At 65.2% G+C, this 17,102-nt stretch carries 16 protein-coding genes; 5 read left to right on the forward strand and 11 right to left on the reverse strand.

Going from position 1 to position 17,102, the window contains the following annotated elements; genetic code table 11:
- Positions 1-55: 55 nt before the first annotated feature.
- From AC56QP_RS16625 to AC56QP_RS16635, 3 genes are all read left to right on the forward strand, one after another.
- A complete protein-coding gene (locus AC56QP_RS16625) occupies positions 56-889 on the forward strand; it encodes an arylamine N-acetyltransferase family protein (protein WP_489858938.1) in 834 nt (277 codons plus the stop codon).
- Positions 886-1,887: an LLM class flavin-dependent oxidoreductase gene (locus tag AC56QP_RS16630; protein ID WP_489858937.1), complete on the forward strand. Its 1,002-nt coding sequence runs from the start codon at positions 886-888 to the stop codon at positions 1,885-1,887. Before AC56QP_RS16625 ends, AC56QP_RS16630 begins: the two co-directional genes overlap by 4 nt.
- Before the next feature lie 82 nt (positions 1,888-1,969).
- Entirely contained in the window at positions 1,970-2,764 is a 795-nt protein-coding gene (locus AC56QP_RS16635) for an inositol monophosphatase family protein (RefSeq protein WP_489858936.1), read from the forward strand.
- A 46-nt stretch (positions 2,765-2,810) separates the two neighbouring features.
- On the opposite strand, the gene AC56QP_RS16640 is transcribed toward AC56QP_RS16635, so the two are convergent.
- Genes AC56QP_RS16640 through AC56QP_RS16665 form a run of 6 tightly spaced genes read right to left on the reverse strand, consistent with a single transcriptional unit; the run spans position 2,811 to position 9,899 of the window.
- A complete protein-coding gene (locus tag AC56QP_RS16640) occupies positions 2,811-3,272 on the reverse strand; it encodes a MarR family winged helix-turn-helix transcriptional regulator (RefSeq protein ID WP_091575693.1) in 462 nt (153 codons plus the stop codon).
- Positions 3,269-3,853 carry an amino acid synthesis family protein gene (locus tag AC56QP_RS16645; RefSeq protein ID WP_489858935.1) on the reverse strand — a complete coding sequence of 195 codons (585 nt, stop codon included), beginning with the start codon at positions 3,851-3,853 and terminating at the stop codon, positions 3,269-3,271. Before AC56QP_RS16645 ends, AC56QP_RS16640 begins: the two co-directional genes overlap by 4 nt.
- Complete coding sequence (locus AC56QP_RS16650) at positions 3,846-4,730, reverse strand: UPF0280 family protein (RefSeq protein WP_489858934.1); 885 nt, start codon at positions 4,728-4,730, stop codon at positions 3,846-3,848. The genes AC56QP_RS16645 and AC56QP_RS16650 overlap by 8 nt, the downstream gene beginning before the upstream one ends.
- The gene (locus AC56QP_RS16655) at positions 4,730-6,271 is read right to left on the reverse strand and encodes a 6-hydroxynicotinate reductase (protein WP_489858933.1); all 1,542 of its coding nucleotides are present in this window, start codon (positions 6,269-6,271) and stop codon (positions 4,730-4,732) included. The genes AC56QP_RS16650 and AC56QP_RS16655 overlap by 1 nt, the downstream gene beginning before the upstream one ends.
- Positions 6,268-9,042: a molybdopterin-dependent oxidoreductase gene (locus tag AC56QP_RS16660; RefSeq protein ID WP_489858932.1), complete on the reverse strand. Its 2,775-nt coding sequence runs from the start codon at positions 9,040-9,042 to the stop codon at positions 6,268-6,270. Before AC56QP_RS16660 ends, AC56QP_RS16655 begins: the two co-directional genes overlap by 4 nt.
- Complete coding sequence (locus AC56QP_RS16665) at positions 9,039-9,899, reverse strand: FAD binding domain-containing protein (protein WP_489858931.1); 861 nt, start codon at positions 9,897-9,899, stop codon at positions 9,039-9,041. The genes AC56QP_RS16660 and AC56QP_RS16665 overlap by 4 nt, the downstream gene beginning before the upstream one ends.
- A 270-nt stretch (positions 9,900-10,169) precedes the next feature.
- On the opposite strand from AC56QP_RS16665, the gene pncA reads away from it, so the two are divergent.
- Positions 10,170-10,784: a bifunctional nicotinamidase/pyrazinamidase gene (pncA, locus tag AC56QP_RS16670; protein WP_489858930.1), complete on the forward strand. Its 615-nt coding sequence runs from the start codon at positions 10,170-10,172 to the stop codon at positions 10,782-10,784.
- Between the two features lie 46 nt (positions 10,785-10,830).
- Entirely contained in the window at positions 10,831-12,240 is a 1,410-nt protein-coding gene (locus AC56QP_RS16675; protein WP_489858929.1) for a sodium:proton antiporter, read from the forward strand.
- 3 nt (positions 12,241-12,243) lie between these two features.
- Here AC56QP_RS16675 and AC56QP_RS16680 read toward each other — a convergent pair whose 3' ends face one another.
- The 5 genes from AC56QP_RS16680 to AC56QP_RS16700 form a co-directional block, all read right to left on the reverse strand.
- Positions 12,244-12,978 (reverse strand): ABC transporter ATP-binding protein, encoded by a 735-nt coding sequence (locus tag AC56QP_RS16680; protein WP_489858928.1) that lies wholly within the window; start codon positions 12,976-12,978, stop codon positions 12,244-12,246.
- Entirely contained in the window at positions 12,975-13,700 is a 726-nt protein-coding gene (locus tag AC56QP_RS16685; protein ID WP_497100421.1) for an ABC transporter ATP-binding protein, read from the reverse strand. Before AC56QP_RS16685 ends, AC56QP_RS16680 begins: the two co-directional genes overlap by 4 nt.
- Entirely contained in the window at positions 13,697-14,659 is a 963-nt protein-coding gene (locus AC56QP_RS16690) for a branched-chain amino acid ABC transporter permease (RefSeq protein WP_489858926.1), read from the reverse strand. The genes AC56QP_RS16685 and AC56QP_RS16690 overlap by 4 nt, the downstream gene beginning before the upstream one ends.
- The gene (locus AC56QP_RS16695) at positions 14,656-15,537 is read right to left on the reverse strand and encodes a branched-chain amino acid ABC transporter permease (protein ID WP_489858925.1); all 882 of its coding nucleotides are present in this window, start codon (positions 15,535-15,537) and stop codon (positions 14,656-14,658) included. The genes AC56QP_RS16690 and AC56QP_RS16695 overlap by 4 nt, the downstream gene beginning before the upstream one ends.
- Before the next feature lie 213 nt (positions 15,538-15,750).
- Complete coding sequence (locus tag AC56QP_RS16700; protein WP_489858924.1) at positions 15,751-17,055, reverse strand: ABC transporter substrate-binding protein; 1,305 nt, start codon at positions 17,053-17,055, stop codon at positions 15,751-15,753.
- Between the last annotated feature and the right edge of the window lie 47 nt (positions 17,056-17,102).

A 17,102-nucleotide genomic window follows, 5' to 3' on the forward strand; every position in this document is an offset into this window, starting at 1 on the left:
TGCGGCACCCGGATCGAATGCCTATATCCGGCCAGTCAATGCCGGTGCCTGTCCCATGAGCGATACCCCCTTCGATCTCGACGCCTATCTCACGCGCATCGGCTATGCCGGTTCGAGGGATGCGTCGCTGGACACGCTCAAGGCGCTGCATCTCATGCACCCGCAGGCCATCCCCTTCGAGAACATCGATCCGTTCCTCGGCAGGCCGGTTCGGCTCGACCTCGCCTCGTTGCAGGACAAGATCGTCGCCGGCGGTCGCGGCGGCTATTGCTTCGAACACAATCTGCTTTTTATGCATGCGCTGAGGGCGCTTGGTTTTCAGGTCGGCGGCCTTGCCGCGCGGGTGCTTTGGGGCCAGCGCGAAGACGCCATCACCGCGCGCGGCCACATGCTGCTACGCGTCGAACTCGACGGCCGCACCGTCATCGCCGATGTCGGGTTCGGCGGCCTGACCTTGACCGCGCCGCTGCTGCTCGATCCGGGCCGCGAGCAGACGACCCCGCACGAGACCTTCCGCATCGTCGAGACAGACGATCATTTTCGATTGCAGGCGGCCATCGGCGGCGACTGGCGCTCGCTCTACCGCTTCGACCTGCAGCCGCAATATGAAGTCGACTATTCCGTCACCAACTACTTCCTGTCGACCAACCCGACATCGCATTTCCTCTCTTCGATCCTCGCCGCGCGTGCCTTGCCGGACAAACGTTACGCACTGCGCGGCAATCGCCTGTCGATCCACCACATTGGCGGCCGCAGCGAGCAGAAGGAAATAGCCACGGAAGCCGAGCTCGCCGACACGCTGCAAGGCCAACTCGGCATCGTCATTCCCGACCGCGCCGCCTTCGAAGCCAGGCTGCGCGAAAAGAACATCGTGGAGACCAACGCATGACTGACCTTTCCGTCCTCGACCTGTCGCCGATCGTCGAAGGCAGCGATGCCTCGCAGTCGCTCGCCAACTCGCTCGATCTTGCCCGCCATGCCGAGCGGCTGGGCTACAAGCGCTACTGGCTGGCCGAGCATCACAACATGCCGGGCATCGCCAGTGCTGCCACAGCGGTCGTCATCGCCCATGTCGCCGGTGGCACCAGGACCATTCGCGTCGGCGCCGGTGGCATCATGCTGCCCAACCATTCGCCGCTGGTCATTGCCGAACAGTTCGGCACCCTGGCCGCCTTGCATCCGGGCCGCATCGATCTCGGCCTTGGCCGCGCGCCCGGCACCGACATGGGCACCGCGCGGGCGCTGCGCCGCAACCTCGAGGCCGGGGTCGACAATTTCCCGCAGGACGTCGTCGAGCTGATGGGTTATTTCCGGCCGGCCGAGGAGGGCCAGCGCATCCGCGCCGTGCCGGGCGAGGGCCAGAACGTGCCGATCTGGATTCTCGGCTCCAGCCTCTACGGCGCCCAACTCGCCGCCATGCTTGGCCTGCCCTATGCGTTCGCCTCGCATTTCGCGCCGGCGGAACTGGACAATGCGCTGGATATCTACCGCTCGCGCTTCCAGCCGTCGGACCAGCTCGACAAGCCGCATGTCATGCTCGGCCTCAACGTCTTTGCCGCGCCCACCGATGCCGAGGCGCGATTGCTGTTCACTTCGCTGCAGCAGGCCTTTGTCAATCTGCGCACCGGCAGGCCCGGAAGACTGCCGCCGCCGGTGGAGAACTATGACCGCGATCTCGATCCGATGGCCAAGACCATGCTTGACCAGGCGCTGTCCTGCGCCGTCGTGGGGTCCCCGGAAACGGTCAGGCAAGGCATCGACGCCTTTGTCCACCGCACCGGCGCCGATGAGCTGATGGTCACCGCGCAGATCTTCGATCATACGGCCCGGGTGAGGTCGTTCGAGATCCTGGCCGAGGCACACAAATCGCTGTCGCAGGCGGCCTGAAATTTATCGGCCGCCAAGCGCTTTTGCCGACATCGATGCTCTGCTAAGTGCGGTGCATCCATAGGCAAGAGCGAGCTTTCCCGTGACACATGATCTCGACGCACGCGTGCAGTTCGCCATCGATCTGGCGCGGAGGGCCGGCGAACTCGGCCTGAAATACTTCCGCGACCTCGACAGCCTGACCATCGAGAGCAAGGGTCATCAGGACCTGGTCTCGCAAGCGGATCGCGAGGTCGAACTGTTCATCCGCGCCGCCATTGCCAAGGACTATCCGCAAGACGGCATCGTTGGCGAGGAACATGCCTCGGTCGCTGGCTCGACCGGCTATGTCTGGGTCATCGATCCCATCGACGGCACCGCCAATTTCGTGCGCGGCATCCCGGCCTGGTGCGTGGTGATCGCTTGCGCCAGGGACGGAGAGACGGTCGTTGGCGTCATCCACGAGCCGTCGACCGGCGAGACCTTCCATGGCAGGCTCGGCGGCGGCGCCTTCGTCAATGGCAAGACGATCAAGACAAGCGCGGCCACCAGCCTGGAAGAAGGGTCGGTCGGGACCGGATTCTCAAACCGGGCGGAAACCGAACATGTCGCCGTGCTGATCCGCATGCTCCTGGCCGAAGGCGGCGTCTTCTTCCGCAACGCGTCCGGTGCCCTGATGCTTGCCTATGTCGCCGCCGGCAGGCTGCTTGGCTATGTCGAACAGCACATGAACGCCTGGGATTGCCTGGCCGGCATGCTTTTGATCGAGGAGGCCGGCGGCAAAATCGTCAAGCCCGATCCGAAGACGGTGCTGCAGGACGGGACGCTGGTGATATCAGGCGGCAAGGGTGTCTTTTCGAAGCTGCAGGAGCTTTCCTCGGAGGCGTTCAGGCTCTGATCGCGATCCAGCCTGCTCCACCTGGAATGAAACCGATTATTTCCGCTCAGGCCAGTTTGGCCAGCAGCTTCATGAAGGTGGCGATCTCCTTGGCCGAGAGTGGCGCCAGCGTTTCCTGGGTGATCTCGCGGGCCAGCGGGATCAGGCGTTCGACGGCGTCGCGGCCCTCGGCGGTCAGGTTGACCAGCAGCCGCCTCTTGTCGACCTCGTGCTTGGAGAGCTCGACCAGGCCGCGCGCCTTCAGCCGGTCGATGACGCCCTTCACCGTCGCCGCATCCATGGCGATCAGAGTGCCGAGCTGATTCTGCGAGGTCTCGCCGACGTCGCGCAGTTTGGCGAGCGCCGCGAATTGCGGCGGCGTCAGATCGGCGATACGCGCGGCGAAGATCGAGACATGGCGCTGATGCGCCTTGCGCAGGATGAAGCCGACCTGCTCCTGCAGGCGATAGTCGTTTTCGTCAGGCTCTTCGGCCTCGACCAGCTTGAGCAGATTGTCCTCGCCGCTCACCGCAGCCCGTCCCAGGCCTTGATATCCTTGGCCGCCAGGCCGCCCATGCGGTCGTGCACGCGCGGGCCGCAGGTCATGGCGAGGCAGAACAGGATCTCGTCGGGGCGCGGCCCATCGCTGATGCCGACTTCCATGGCGTCGAAGTGGCTGCGCACATAGGCGGCGTTGATGTGGCCGAGCGGCACGTCGAGTCGCGAGCCGAAGGCGCCGACCTTCTTCGCCGACGGCACGATCGCCTTGGCATCGCCGAGCCGCTCGCGCATGGCGTAGCCGCCCGGCACATGCCACAGCGCGCCGTGCTCCAGCTCGCCTGATGTGCCGACAATAGCCCCCTTGCCGTAGCCGTCGATCCGTTTCACGTCGCCGCCGAGGGCCGCGATCAGCCGGTCGGCGAGCAGCAGCCCGAGCGGCTTCAGGTCATCCATGGCGCTCTGCAAGTCCTCGACATAGCGCCCGGCGAACGGGTTCTTGACCAATGCCATCGCGGCGGCGCGCCGGCGTGGAACCGCGACCACCGGCCCGCCCTCGTGAAAGATCTCTTCGGTCAGCACCGCGATCTTGCGGATCGGAAACTCAGGCATGGGCAACTTCCTTCCCTGGAATTTTGTTGGGCGCGGCGAGTGCGACGGAGCCGCTGATGCGGGCCTCGCCGCCAAGAAACAGCGCCGATCCGGCAATCAGCCCGCGCCGGCGAAAATCTTCGGCGACGGCAAGGCCATTGTCCAGCGCCCGTGCCACCTCGCCAAATGCAAGCGTTCCGACGGCCTGTGTCACCAGGCGCGGGCCGAGATCGCTGTCGGGCGACAGTTCGTGTGCTGGAACGCGCTTGATGGCGGGATTGCCGGGCAGGTCGACGGCGTTGGCAATGAGCGTCGCCGCCGCATCGGCCTCGGCGCCAGTCCGCGCGAGAACGGTGACGGCGTCGGCAATGCCAAGCGAGAAGGAGCGGCCGCGCCAGCCGCTGGTTGCAACGCCGCGAACGCCATCTTCTGAGCGAATGGTGATCCGGTCCGCCATGCCGTTGCCGGTGCCGGCAACCGCCAGGCCCATCGACTGGCCCCTGCCGATATGGAGAGCGCTGTCGCCGCCATTATTGACATAGGCGCGATCGAGCTTGCGACCGGCAAGCAGCGCGGCGAGCATTTCGTCGGCTACCGATCCTGCAACGGCCGCCATTGGTGTTATGAAGCATTCCGCCAAGGGCATGACGGCGGCTTCCATGCGGCGCGCCGTCGGGCCGGCGAAGGTACGCGGCGCCAAGAAAAACGCCGGGAGCCGCAATTCGGGAAGCTCCTCGACCAACTCGATCAGGATCGTCTGGAAGCGCGCAACCGCTTGCTCATAGGCTTGGCGGCATTCGCTCGCATCGCCAAAAGCCTCGACGATCAGGTCGATCGGCCCGTGGTTGAGATGCAGCCGCCTGCCGTCCTGCAGCCAATGTGCTTGCGGGCCATCCATCATCCGGCCCCGTTCGTCGGCGTGCGGTGCAATTGCGCCAGCGGCGGCCATGGATTGCCGGCCACGGCATCCGTGCCGCGGCGTGGATTGAGATATTCGCCACCCTTGGCAACGATATCGTCGACGCTGCGGATCTCGGCCTCGTAGCCGCCGAGCCTGATGTAGTCGTCGCGGCGCAGTGTGAATTCGATCGGCGCCACCAGCGCCGGGGTCGGCACATAGCCGAAGGCGCCTTCCGGCACCCGGGTGACATCCACCATCAGCGTGATGCCGCCGCCCGGCCAGACATAGACCGGCGCGCCGCCGACCGTCACATAGGTGGTCAAGCGTTGCACGGAACGGGTGAGATTGACCGGGTTCTCGGTGACGCCGGCGCGCAGCGATCCGCCGGCGCCGCCGATGAACAACACGGTGCATAGCGCCGGCTCGCAATTCTCCTCGATCAGTCCGACGGACTTTTGCAGCCGCTCGGGAAACGGCTTCCGCACCGGCTTCAGTTCATCGTCGAGCTCGTAATAGGCGAATTGCTCGCCGGTGGTCGAGACCATCAGCAGCGACAGGCCCGGCCGCGCGCCCTTCTTGGCGTTCCACTCGCCGAGGATCGACAGCGGGTCGGATATGCTGGTGCCGCCCCAGCCGAGGCCGGGCTCGGATACCTTGAAATAGCGGCCAGGTGTAGAACGGCGGCCGACGATCTTGATCCCGGTATCCTGCCAGCCCAGCACCTTGCCTGCCTGATGCTCGGAGACGACGCCGGTGATGTGGTCGTCGACCACCACAACCTCGTCGACGAGGCCGCGCCATTGCATGGCGAACATGCCGATTGTCGCCGAGCCGCAACCGACGCGCATACGGTGTTCCTGCTTGCCGTCGATGACGGGTGGCTTGCCGGCTTCGACGATGATGGTGGCACCGCCGTCGATGGCGAGTTCCACCGGCTTGCGGTTGCACAGATTGAGCAGCGCGTCGCAGGTGGCGCGGCCTTCCGCCTTGGAGCCGCCGGTGAGATGATGCACGCCGCCCAGCGACAGCATCTGCGAACCATATTCTCCCGTGGTGACATGGCCGATCGCCTCGCCCTGCGATCGCACGACAGCCGTTTCGGGTCCGATATGACGATCGGTGTCGATCTTCACCTTGACGCCGCAGTAGGAGAAGATGCCCTCGGTAACGACGGTGACGAGATCGACGCCTTCGACCTCCTGGCTGACGATGAAGGGGGCCGGCTTGTAGTCGGGATAGGTGGTGCCGGCACCGATGGCGGTGACGAAGCGGCGGCCGGTATTGACCAGTTCGCCATCCCATGCCTCGCCCTCGGCGACGAACGGCACCACGGCGGCACCGGTCTCCGCCGCATGGTCGAGGATGGTCAGCGGGTCCATCCGCACGATCCTGCCGCCGACATTGCCGTAGCGGTCGCAGGCGCCGGTGCGGCCATCGGCGATGTAGCACATCACCGGGCAGGCATCGCAGCGGATTTTCTCCGCCACCAGCTTCTCGCCGGGATCATGGGTTTCGAAGCGTTCGGCAAGCTCGCTCATCGGCGTGCCTCCTTGTCGCGGATGGCGGCGCGGATACGCGTCGGCGTCGCCGGAACCTTGGTGACCAGGACACCGGTGGCGTGCCTGATGGCGTTGAGGATCGCCGGCGCCGTCGGGATCAGCACATGCTCGCCCAGGCCCTTGGCGCCGAACGGACCTTCCGGGTCGGGAACCTCGATCAGGATCGTCTCGATCGGCGGCACGTCGCCGATGGTCGGAATGAGATAGTCGTGCAGGTTCTCGGTGCGGCCGGGAATGTACTCTTCCATCAGCGCCATGCCGATGCCTTGCGCGATGCCGCCCTCGATCTGGCCCTCGACCAGCAGCGGGTTGATCGCCCTGCCGACATCGTGCGCGGCGGTGATCTTGATCAGCTTCACCGTGCCGAGCTTGAGGTCGACCTCCAGCTCGGCGATCTGCGCGCCGTAGCCGTAGACCGCATAGGGTTTTCCCTGGCCCTTGGCATCGAGCGGCAGTGTCGGCGGATCGTACGTCTCCTCGGCGCGGAAGACGAAGCCATCGGCATCCTCGTCAAGAGCGGCAAGCTCGATACGGCGGGCGGCGTCACCCTCGCGGATGACGATCGCCGAGCTGTCCAGCCGCAGGGACGCCTTTTCGGACACATTGGCAAAGCGCAAGATCTTTTCGCGCAAGGCGCGGCCGGCCTTCTCGGCGGCCTTGCCGGTGACGAAGGTCTGGCGCGAGGCCGATGTCTTGCCGGCATCGGGGGTGATCGCCGTGTCAGCGCTCCTCAGCTGAAATTTTTCCAGCGGCAGGCCAAGCGCGTCGGCGCAGATCTGGGCTATGACCGTATTGGAGCCCTGGCCGATATCGACGGCGCCCTGGTGCAGGATGATATCGCCGGAGGGCGAGATGCCGACCCTGATGGTCGACGGATTGGGCAGCGAGGTGTTGCCGCAGCCGTACCAGCAGGAAGCGATACCAACGCCGCGCTTTCTATTTATATTAGCAATATTGAATGTATATGCATCGGCGTTCGCGCGCGCCCAATGCGGGCGCAGGGATTCGAGGCATTCGGCGATGCCGACGCCGGAGTCCAGCCGCTGCCCGGTAACCGTTTCGGAGCCGTTCCGAAGGCAGTTCTTCAAGCGAAAGTCGAGCCGGTCCATGCCGAGCTTGCCGGCCAGTTCGTCGTAGAGCGTCTCCTGCATGATCGTCGCTTGCGGCACGCCGAAGCCGCGGAAGGCGCCGGAGATCGGGCCATGCGTGTGGATGGCGCGGCCCTCGGCGCGGTAGTTGGGCGTCGCATAGGGGCCGGACGCGTGCACCGGCACCCGGTTGGCCACGGTCGGGCCCCAGCTGGCATAAGCGCCGGTGTTGAAATCGCCGGCAAAGATCATGCCGATGACATGGCCGTCGGCATCGGCGCCGATGGTCGCCTTCATCTCCGAGGGATGACGCTTGGTGGTCGACATCATCGATTCGTTGCGGGTGTAGGCGAGCGCCGCCGGGCGTCCGGTCTTCAGCGCCACCAGCCCGATCAGCGGTTGTAGCGACACGTCGAGCTTCGAGCCGAAGCCGCCGCCGGTCGCGGTCGGCACGATGCGCACCTTGTCGGCGGCGAGGCCGAGCACCTTGGCGGTGTCGTCGCGGTCCATATAGGGTGCCTGGGTGCAGGCGATGACGACCAGCGTGTCGCCGTCCAGATATGCATAGCCGGCTTCCGGTTCGATATAGGCATGCTCGACATAGGAAGTGTCGATCGCGCCGGACACGGTGACGGCAGCGCCGGCAAGCGCCGCCTCGGGGTCGCCGCGCTCGACGAAGCCTGAGGTGAGCAGGTTCGCCGGGCGGTTGTCATGGATCAGCTTGGCACCGCTGGCCTGCGCTTCGCAGGGCTGCAGGAGATGCGGCAATTCGGTCCATTGCACCGGGAAGTCCGACAGGTCCAGATCGAGCATGGCCTCGCGCTCGCCGGCAACCAGCGCCACTGCTTCACCACGAAGGCGCACAAACCCTTCGGCCAGCGCCGGCTGGTCGGCGAACGGACCGATGACGCCGAAACAGTTCTTTCCCGGAATATCGGCCGCGGTGAACACACCGGCGATGCCTGGATGCTGCTTCGCCCAGCCTTCGAGATCGCCGAACGCGAAGCTGGCGTGATAATGCGGCGAGCGGACCACCAGCACGGCCAGCGCATCGGCGGGGAAGGAATCGGCACCGAATTTTTCACCGCCAGTGACTTTCGGCACACCGTCGAGCCGGACCGGGGAGGAGCCGATCGCATGGCCGGATTGGGGCAAGCGGAAATCGAGGCCGGCTGCCTGCAAGGAGGCATCCATCACCGCCGCGATGATCTTCCGGTAGCCGGTGCAGCGGCAGAGAATGCCGCCCAGCGCATCCTGCACCTCGGTCTCGGTCGGGTTGGGTTTCTTGTCGAGCAGCGCAGTCGCTGCAACAAGCAGGGCCGGCGTGCAGATGCCGCATTGCGCGGCGCCATGGGCGAGGAACGAGGCCTGCAACGCCGACAGCCGGCCGTTGGCGAGCCCCTCGACGGTCGTAATCACCGTCTCCGCGGCGGAAGCCGCCGACATCAGGCAGGCGCAGACGGGATCGCCGTCGACCAGCACCGTGCAGGCGCCGCAATCACCGGCGTCGCAACCGACCTTGGTGCCGGTCAACCGCAGGTCGTCACGCAGCACGGAAGACAGCCGGCGCAGCGGCGGTACGTTGACCGATATGGCGGCCCCATTGACCTCGAAGGCGATGTCGGCGCGATCCAAACTCATGCCAGGCTGAGTGTCGCTCATGCGGCCACCTTGTCGCCTGCTAGTTGCCCTGTAGCGGCAAGCACGGCGCGGGCAACGATCTCGCGCACCGCATCGAGCCGGTATTCGGCGCTGCCGCGCACATCGGCGATCGGCGACAGTTCAGCCATCGGCGCGGACAGGACCGCATCGGCGAGCGAGGGGTCGACAGCCAGCCCGCGCAAGGCGGCCTCGACGCCGGCAAGCCGCTTGGCCACCACGGAGCAGGAGCCGGCGGCGACGGCCGCATCCCTGACAGCGCCATTCTCGACGACCAGACGTGCCGCCACCATGGCGATGGAAATGACGAGATAGCGCCGCGCGCCGAGCTTGACGAAAGCCGACATGCCGGAGGCGGCAGGCTTAGGGACGCGGATTGCCGTGACCATCTCGCTTGCCTGCAAGGCAGTGCGGCGATTGCCGAGAATGAAATCCTGCAGGGGCAGGTGGCGGGTCGCCGCTGCCGAACGCAGCTCGACCTCGGCCTCGAGCGTCAGCAGGCCCGGCACGCCATCGGCGGCCGGCGAGGCGTTGCAGAGATTACCGGCGACCGAGGCGACGTTCTGGATCTGCGCCGAGCCAACCTCGGCCGCCGCCTGTTTCAGCGCATCGAAGGCCGGCGGCAACGGATGGCGGATGATGTCGGTCCAGGTCGTGCGCGCGCCGATGACCCAGTGGCTGCCGGTCTCGGCGATGCCGCGCAGCGCGGCCAGGCCATTGATGTCGAGGACATTGTCACGGAAGGGCTTGCTGCCCTGTGCCGGGTAGAAATCGGTGCCACCGGCAAGGATACGCCAGGCGCCCTCGCCGAGCAGAGCGAGCGCCTCGTCGACCGTGGTGGGTTTCGCGTAACGGATCACGCTTTACCTTCCAGAAAAGGGGGTCTTCCAGAAATGGGTGTTTCGAAAGACCTTGCCAGCCTCGGAGTTGGCGAAATTCATTCGTATGCAAATGATATCAAGCCGGCGGGAATTGTCAAAGCCGGAGTTTGCGGCAGCTCGGCCGGCACGCATTTGTTATGTCGCCAGAGGTTGACGCAGCCGGCCATCTGGTCAAGTTTCTGCGTCTGGTCGCGTCCGCGGCACTTTTTCACTGGAGCACGCTCCCAGGACAGCCCACAAGGAAGCCCCATGGCCGACGAAGCGCTTGTTGTCATCGACCTGCAGAACGACTTTTGCCCGGGTGGCGCGCTGGCGGTTGCCGGTGGCGACGAGATCGTGCCGCTGGTCAACGATTTGATCCGGCGAACCGACCATGTCGTGCTGACGCAGGACTGGCACCCCGCCGGCCATTCGAGCTTTGCCTCCAGCCATCCAGGCTCGCAGCCCTTCACGATGATCGAGATGCCCTACGGCCAGCAGACGCTGTGGCCGGATCATTGCATCCAGGGCAGTCTCGGCTCGGATTTCCATTCCGGCCTCGCCTGGACCAAGGCCGAGCTTGTCATCCGCAAGGGATTTCGGTCGGAGATCGACAGCTATTCGGCCTTCTTCGAGAACGACCGGACGACGCCGACCGGCCTTGCCGGCTATCTGCGCGAGCGCGGCATCGACAGGCTGACCCTGGCCGGCTTGGCGACCGACTTCTGCGTTGGCTTTTCAGCGCTGGACGCCGTCAAACAGGGGTTCAAGATCACCGTCCGCCTAGATGCCTGCCGTGGCATCGATCTCAATGGTTCGCTTGAAGCAATGCTGCAGCGCATACGCGACGCCGGCGTGACGCTCGAAGACCATTTGTCGGACTGAACGGACAGTGGGGCGTCAGGGGGGCTTCTTGCGGGTCACAGGGGGGATGGCGGGCGCTGCGATCGCCGTCGCGCTGCTGTTTCCAGCACAGGCTTTCGCGGTAGAGGAACACGGCCTGCCCGGCGCAACGATGTCGCTGTGGTGGGCGCTGCCCTTTGCCGGCCTGCTCTTGTCGATTGCCACGGGGCCGCTGCTGTTCCACCATGTCTGGGAGCATCACTACGGCAAGATCACGGCGCTTTGGGCGGCACTGGCGGTGGTGCCGCTGATCGCGGCATTCGGTGCCCCCGCGGCCATCGAAGCCGTGCTGCATACCGTGCTCACCGAATATATGTCGTTCATCATCCTGCTGTTCGCGCTGTTCACCATTTCGGGCGGCATCCTCCTCGCCGGCAACATCCATGGCACGCCGCTGGTCAATGCCGGACTGCTGCTGGTCGGCGCCATTCTCGCCTCCATCATCGGAACGACCGGCGCCTCGATGATCCTGATCCGGCCGATCCTGCGCGCCAACGACGCCAGGCGGTTCAATGCCCATGTCGTCATCTTCTTCATTTTCCTGGTGTCCAACATTGGCGGCTCGCTGACGCCGTTGGGCGATCCACCGCTGTTCGTTGGCTTCCTGCGCGGCGTCGACTTTTTCTGGACAACGACGAACCTCTGGCGCGAGACGCTGTTCGTCAGCGGGGTGGTGCTGATCGTCTTCCTGGCGATCGACATCGTCCTGCATGGCCGCGAAGCCGGCGCGCCTAAGATCAAGGACCCCACGCCGGACAAGACGGTGCGCCTGCGGGGGCTGCCCAACATTCCGCTCCTGGCCGGCGTGATCGGTGCGATCCTGCTGTCGGCAAGCTGGAAGCCGGGCGTGAGCTTCTCCATCCTCGGCGTCAGCCTCGAGCTGCAGAACCTGATGCGCGACGCCATCATCCTGGCGCTCGCCTTCCTTTCGCTCGCCGTCTCGCGCAAGAGCCACCGGGAGGCGAACGGCTTCAACTGGGGCCCGATATCGGAAGTCGCGAAACTGTTTGCCGGCATCTTCATCTGTATCGTGCCGGTCGTCGCCATCCTCAGGGCAGGCCACGAAGGCGCATTGGCGCCCTTGGTCGCGCTGGTCACTTCGCCAACTGGCCAACCCAACGACCTCGCCTATTTCTGGCTGACCGGAGCGCTGTCGTCCTTCCTCGACAATGCGCCGACCTATCTGGTGTTCTTCGAACTCGCCGGCGGCGATCCACGGCATCTGATGACTGAAGCCGCCCCGACATTGGCGGCGATCTCGGCCGGCGCAGTGTTCATGGGCGCCAACACCTATATCGGCAACGCACCCAACTTCATGGTCTATGCCATTGCCAGGCATCGTGGCGTGAAAATGCCAGGCTTCTTCGGCTACATGGCGTGGTCTGGCCTTGTGCTGATCCCGACCTTCTTGATCGCCGGATTCCTGTTCTTCGGGTGAACCTCACCCGACGCCGACATAGCGCCTGACCGCGGACGGATCGGCGCGCAGTTGCTCGACATCGACCGTCTCGCGGTTGCGGCCATTTTCGATGAAGCAAACGCGGTCGGCGACGGACAACACGGCATCGACACGCTGCTCGACCAGGATGGTGGAGACGCCCATGTCGCGCAACTTCGCCACCGTCTCGCGGATCTTGGCGATCATCGACGGCATCAGGCCTTCGGTCGGCTCGTCGAGCAGCAGCACCCGCGGTTCGAGGCAGAGCGCGCGCGCCATCGCCAGCATCTGCTGCTCGCCGCCGGATAGCGTGCCGGAGCGCTGCCGGAGCCGCTGGCGCAGCAGCGGGAAGAGGTCGAGCACGGTCTCGCGCGTCGCCTTGCCCTTGCCGCGCGCCATTAGCCCGATCTCGATGTTTTCCGCCACCGTCATCTCGGCGAACAGGCGCCGGCCTTGCGGCACATAGGCGACGCCGGCCTTCGGCACCTCATGCGCCGGCAGCCCGGTCAATTCCCGGCCGTCGAGCCTGATCGAGCCGGCGCTTGACGGAACCAGTCCCATGATCGCCTTCAGCGTCGTCGTCTTGCCGGCGCCGTTGCGGCCGAACAGGCACAGCACCTCGCCCTTGTTCAGCACGAGATCGAGACCGTAGAGCACCTGGACCTCGCCATAGAAGCAGTCCAGTCCCGAGATCACCAGCGCCTCGGGCTTTGTCTCCGCCTTGTTCGTTTCGGTCATGGGGCGGTCCCCAGATAGGCCTCCTGCACCGCTGCGTTCTCGCGGATCGCTTCCGGCGTGCCTTCGGCCAGGATCTTGCCGGCGTTGAAGACGGTGATGCGGTCGGCCAGATGCATGACCACAGGCATGTTGTGTTCGATCAGCAGCACGGTGGCGTTTTTGGCGATCTCGCGCACCAGGGTGATGAAATTGTCGATCTCGCCGTCGGCCAGCCCTTGCGTCGGCTCGTCGAGGATCAGCAGGCGCGGCTTCAGTGCAAGGCCCATCGCCACTTCCAGCAGGCGCTGATGGCCATAGGACAATTGTCCGGCCGGCATGGCGGCTTGGTCGGCAAGGCCGGTGCGTTCGAGCGCCGTCATGACGGCGGCCTGTATCGCGCTCTTGGAAGGGCCATGCCGCAGCGTCAGTTGCGCGGGCAGCGCGACGTTGGCGTAAACGGACAGGTTGGCATAGACGCTGGTGATCTGGAACGTGTAGGCGATGCCCTGGCGGACCCGGACGTAGGCCGGCTGGCTGGTGATGTCGGCGCCGTCGAAGACGATCATGCCGGAAGAGGGCTGGATACGGCCGCTGACCAGGCTGACAAAGGTGGTCTTGCCGGCGCCGTTGGGGCCGATGACGGCGCGGATCTCGCCCGGCATCAAGGTGAAATCGACATTGTCGACGGCGCGCAGGCCGCCGAAATTGCGCGACAGGCCCTTGGTGATCAAAAGTGGCATCATGGCAGCCACCCGAGCCAGCGCTGGCGGATGCTGCCGAGAATGCCCTTGGGGAAAAACAGCACCAGCAGGATCAGTGCGATGCCGACGATCAGCAGATAGGCGGAGGTGTAGCCGCTGGTGACGTCGATGACATAGTACATGAACAGCGTGCCGATCAGCGGCCCGAGCGTGGTGGCGGCGCCGCCGAGCAGCACCCACAGCAGCGGCAGGATCGAGTATGGCACCGAGGCGAAGCTCGATCCGACATAGCCGAACAGCAGCGCGTAGGCAGCGCCCGAGGCGGCGCAGATGGCGCCGGAGACGACGACGGCCGCGAGCTTGTTGGAGAAAGTGTCGTAGCCGAGCATCTTCGTGCGTTCCTCGTTCTCGCGGATGGCGACCAACACGCGGCCATAGCGGGAGCGGACGATGGCCAGCGTGATCAGCAGCACGAGCGAGAACAGCGCCAGCGCTGTCATGTAGCGCACGGTCGGGTTGGTGAGGTCAAGCGCGGTCGCGCCGAAAGTGAGGACACGCGCCGGCTGCGGCACGACCATGCCCTGGTCGCCACCGGTCCACGCCGCGAAGTAGAGGATGAGGAGGTAAAAGACCTGCGCGAACATCATGGTGACGATCATGAAGGCGACGCCCGTGGTGCGCAGCGCCAGCAGCGCGATGACCAGGGCCAGAACCGCGCCGCAGGCAATCCCGCTGAGCATTGCCGCCGGCACGCTCCAGCCGAGTTGGATGACGGCAAGGCCGGCGCCATAGAGCCCGGCGCCGAAGAACATGGCATGGCCAAGGCTGAGCAGGCCGACATAGCCGAACAGCATGTTGTAGCCCATGGCGAAGACCGCCAGCACCATGATGCGGGCGAGCAGGCCGTGATAATAGTCCGGCAACAGGAAGCTCAGCACGAAGAGCAGCGCGATGACGCCGAGATGCAGCGCATAGGCTCTTGCCGGCGAAGCTTCGCTCATCGCGATGCCGTCCCGAACAGGCCCTGCGGCCGGAACACCAGCACCATGGCGACGAGCAGCGTGGCGATGATCTTGGCCAGCGTCGGCGAGAAGAACATTGAGATGATGCCGTCGGACAGGCCGATCAGCACGGCGGCGACGACGGTGCCGCGCAGCGAGCCGAGACCGCCGATGATGACGACGATGAAGGACAGGAGCAGCGGATCCTGCCCCATCAGGTAATGCGCCTGGCTGATCGGCACGATCAGCACAGCGGCGACAGCCGCCAGCATGGCGCCGAGCGCGAAGACGCCACCATAGACGCGGTCGACCGGAATGCCGAAGGCCTGCGCCATCTCGCTGTCATACTGGGTGGCGCGCATGATGAGGCCGATCCTGGTCCGGGTCAGCACCAGCCATGTCGCCACCAGCATAAGCGCCGATGTGGCGATAACAGACAGTTTGTATCCGGAATAGCCAAACCACGGCAAAAGGATGCGGTAGCTGAAGGGCGGCTCCACCGGACGCGCCTCCGGACCGTAGAAGGTCAGCGCCAGCTGCTGGATGATGTAGAGCATGCCGATGGTGGCAACGATGGTGGCTTCCGGATTGTAGTTGAGCCGGCGCAGCACGAGCTGTTCGGCGATCAGCGCAATGGCGCCGACGATCAGCGGCGCAATCACCAGTGCCGCCAGGAAGCCGAGCGCCGGGTGGCCGCCGACCGCCGTGGTGATCGCCCAGGCCAGCACCGCGCCAAGCATGAAGAACTCGCCATGCGCGACGTTGACGACCCGCATCACGCCGAACACCAGTGACAGGCCAAGCGCCGTCAGCGCCAGCACGGCCGAGGTGACCAGGCCTTCGAGGGCGGCGAGGAGGAGGTGGGGTCCGAAGTGCATCGGCTATGCACCGGCGGATGCGCGAGGCACCCCCCTCTGCCCTGCCGGGCATCTCCCCCGCAAGGGGGGAGATTGGATGTCGTCGCTGGTTTGGCCAATCGTCAACGCGGGCAGATGGGCGCTGCCGTACAAACTGCCGATCTCCCCCCTTGCGGGGGAGATGTCCGGCAGGACAGAGGGGGGTGGCTTGGCGTTCACGCTGGCTGGATGAGCCTAAAGCGCCTGCGTCGTGTAATCCCCTTCCGGCTCGTAAAGCCCGTCCTCGATCTTGGTCTTGTGGACGACCTTCAGCTTGCCGCCTTCGACCTTGGAGATGTTCTGGATGCCGAAACACTGGTGGATCTTGCCGTTGAAGGTCTTTGGTCCCTGCGGATGCTCGGGTCCCTCGGCGAACTCGGTCAGCGCTTCAGTCGCCTCGACCAGCTTCGCGCGATCTTCCGGCCCCTTGTAGCCGGCGTCTTCCATCGCCTTCTTGACGACGTAGAGCGTCTCCCAGCAGCCGAACATGTGCGAGGCGGTGGAGATATCCTTGGGATCGCCGACGGCGGCGCCATTGTCGTCGATGCCGACGGCGGCGCGGTAGGCCTTCTGCGCGGCGGAATCGTCAGGCTGCGCATAGCGCGGCGAGCCTTCCCAGAAATGGCTGCCGTCGAGGAATTCGAGGCCGGGGCTGTTGATGTCGGTGGCCTCGAGTGAATCCATGAAGCCGAAAAGCTGCGGCCGGTTGGAGCCGTAGAACTCGCCGAGTTCCTTGACGAAGGTGAGCACCGCCGGGCCGACCATGACGTGGTAGATCACCTCGGTCTCGGCCGGGATCTGCGGGAAATATTTGGTGAAGGACGATTCAGTCGGCGGGATGGCGATCTGGGCGATGACGTCGGCGCCTTGCGCCTTCAGCGCCGGCGGCAGGTAGTCGCGGTGGTCGTAGCCGAAGGCGAAATCAGGGAATATCTGCGTCACCTTCTTGCCGGCATTGGCCGCGATCCACGGCGCCATCGACTGGATCTGGCTCTTCACATCGGTGATGCCGGGCTGGAAGACGTAGCGGTTGAGCTTGGTCGAGGCGACATGGTGGCCTTCGCTGACGACGAAGTAAGGGATCTTGGCCTCACCTGCTGCGGGCGCCGAGCCGATGACGACATGCGAGAACAGCGTGCCGAACACAATGTCGGTCTTGTGCTGGGTGGCGAACTTACCGACCACCTCGGCGCCGCGGCCGGGATCGGTGCCGTCATCCTCGATGATCACCTCGACCTGACGGCCATTGATGCCGCCGGCGGCGTTGATCGCCTTGACCGCGGCGGCGGTGGTCTTCTCGTACCAGCGGCCGTAGGCGGCGCCGATACCGGTGCGGTGCGACTGGAAGCCGATCTTGATCGGCGCCGAGCTCTGCGCCTGCGCGTAACGGACGAAACCCGGGGCAACAGCAAGGCCGGCGCCTGCGGCCAGCCCCTTCAGCGCCGTGCGGCGGGTAAGGGCAGTCTTGGAGAGGTCAAAAAAACCATTCTTGTCAGCCATGTTCGTTCCCCTGTTTTTCAGTCTTGACCAACGATAAAGCTGCTTCG

Source organism: Mesorhizobium sp. RCAM 05104 (assembly GCF_059683645.1).

Coding starts and splice junctions, on each gene's coding strand:
- AC56QP_RS16625 (WP_489858938.1), top strand. CDS start 56: ATGAGCGATACCCCCTTCGATCTCGACGCCTATCTCACGCGCATCGGC.
- AC56QP_RS16630 (WP_489858937.1), top strand. CDS start 886: ATGACTGACCTTTCCGTCCTCGACCTGTCGCCGATCGTCGAAGGCAGC.
- AC56QP_RS16645 (WP_489858935.1), bottom strand. CDS start 3,853: ATGCCTGAGTTTCCGATCCGCAAGATCGCGGTGCTGACCGAAGAGATC.
- AC56QP_RS16650 (WP_489858934.1), bottom strand. CDS start 4,730: ATGGATGGCCCGCAAGCACATTGGCTGCAGGACGGCAGGCGGCTGCAT.
- AC56QP_RS16655 (WP_489858933.1), bottom strand. CDS start 6,271: ATGAGCGAGCTTGCCGAACGCTTCGAAACCCATGATCCCGGCGAGAAG.
- AC56QP_RS16660 (WP_489858932.1), bottom strand. CDS start 9,042: ATGAGCGACACTCAGCCTGGCATGAGTTTGGATCGCGCCGACATCGCC.
- pncA (WP_489858930.1), top strand. CDS start 10,170: ATGGCCGACGAAGCGCTTGTTGTCATCGACCTGCAGAACGACTTTTGC.
- AC56QP_RS16675 (WP_489858929.1), top strand. CDS start 10,831: ATGGCGGGCGCTGCGATCGCCGTCGCGCTGCTGTTTCCAGCACAGGCT.
- AC56QP_RS16680 (WP_489858928.1), bottom strand. CDS start 12,978: ATGACCGAAACGAACAAGGCGGAGACAAAGCCCGAGGCGCTGGTGATC.
- AC56QP_RS16685 (WP_497100421.1), bottom strand. CDS start 13,700: ATGATGCCACTTTTGATCACCAAGGGCCTGTCGCGCAATTTCGGCGGC.
- AC56QP_RS16690 (WP_489858926.1), bottom strand. CDS start 14,659: ATGAGCGAAGCTTCGCCGGCAAGAGCCTATGCGCTGCATCTCGGCGTC.
- AC56QP_RS16695 (WP_489858925.1), bottom strand. CDS start 15,537: ATGCACTTCGGACCCCACCTCCTCCTCGCCGCCCTCGAAGGCCTGGTC.
- AC56QP_RS16700 (WP_489858924.1), bottom strand. CDS start 17,055: ATGGCTGACAAGAATGGTTTTTTTGACCTCTCCAAGACTGCCCTTACC.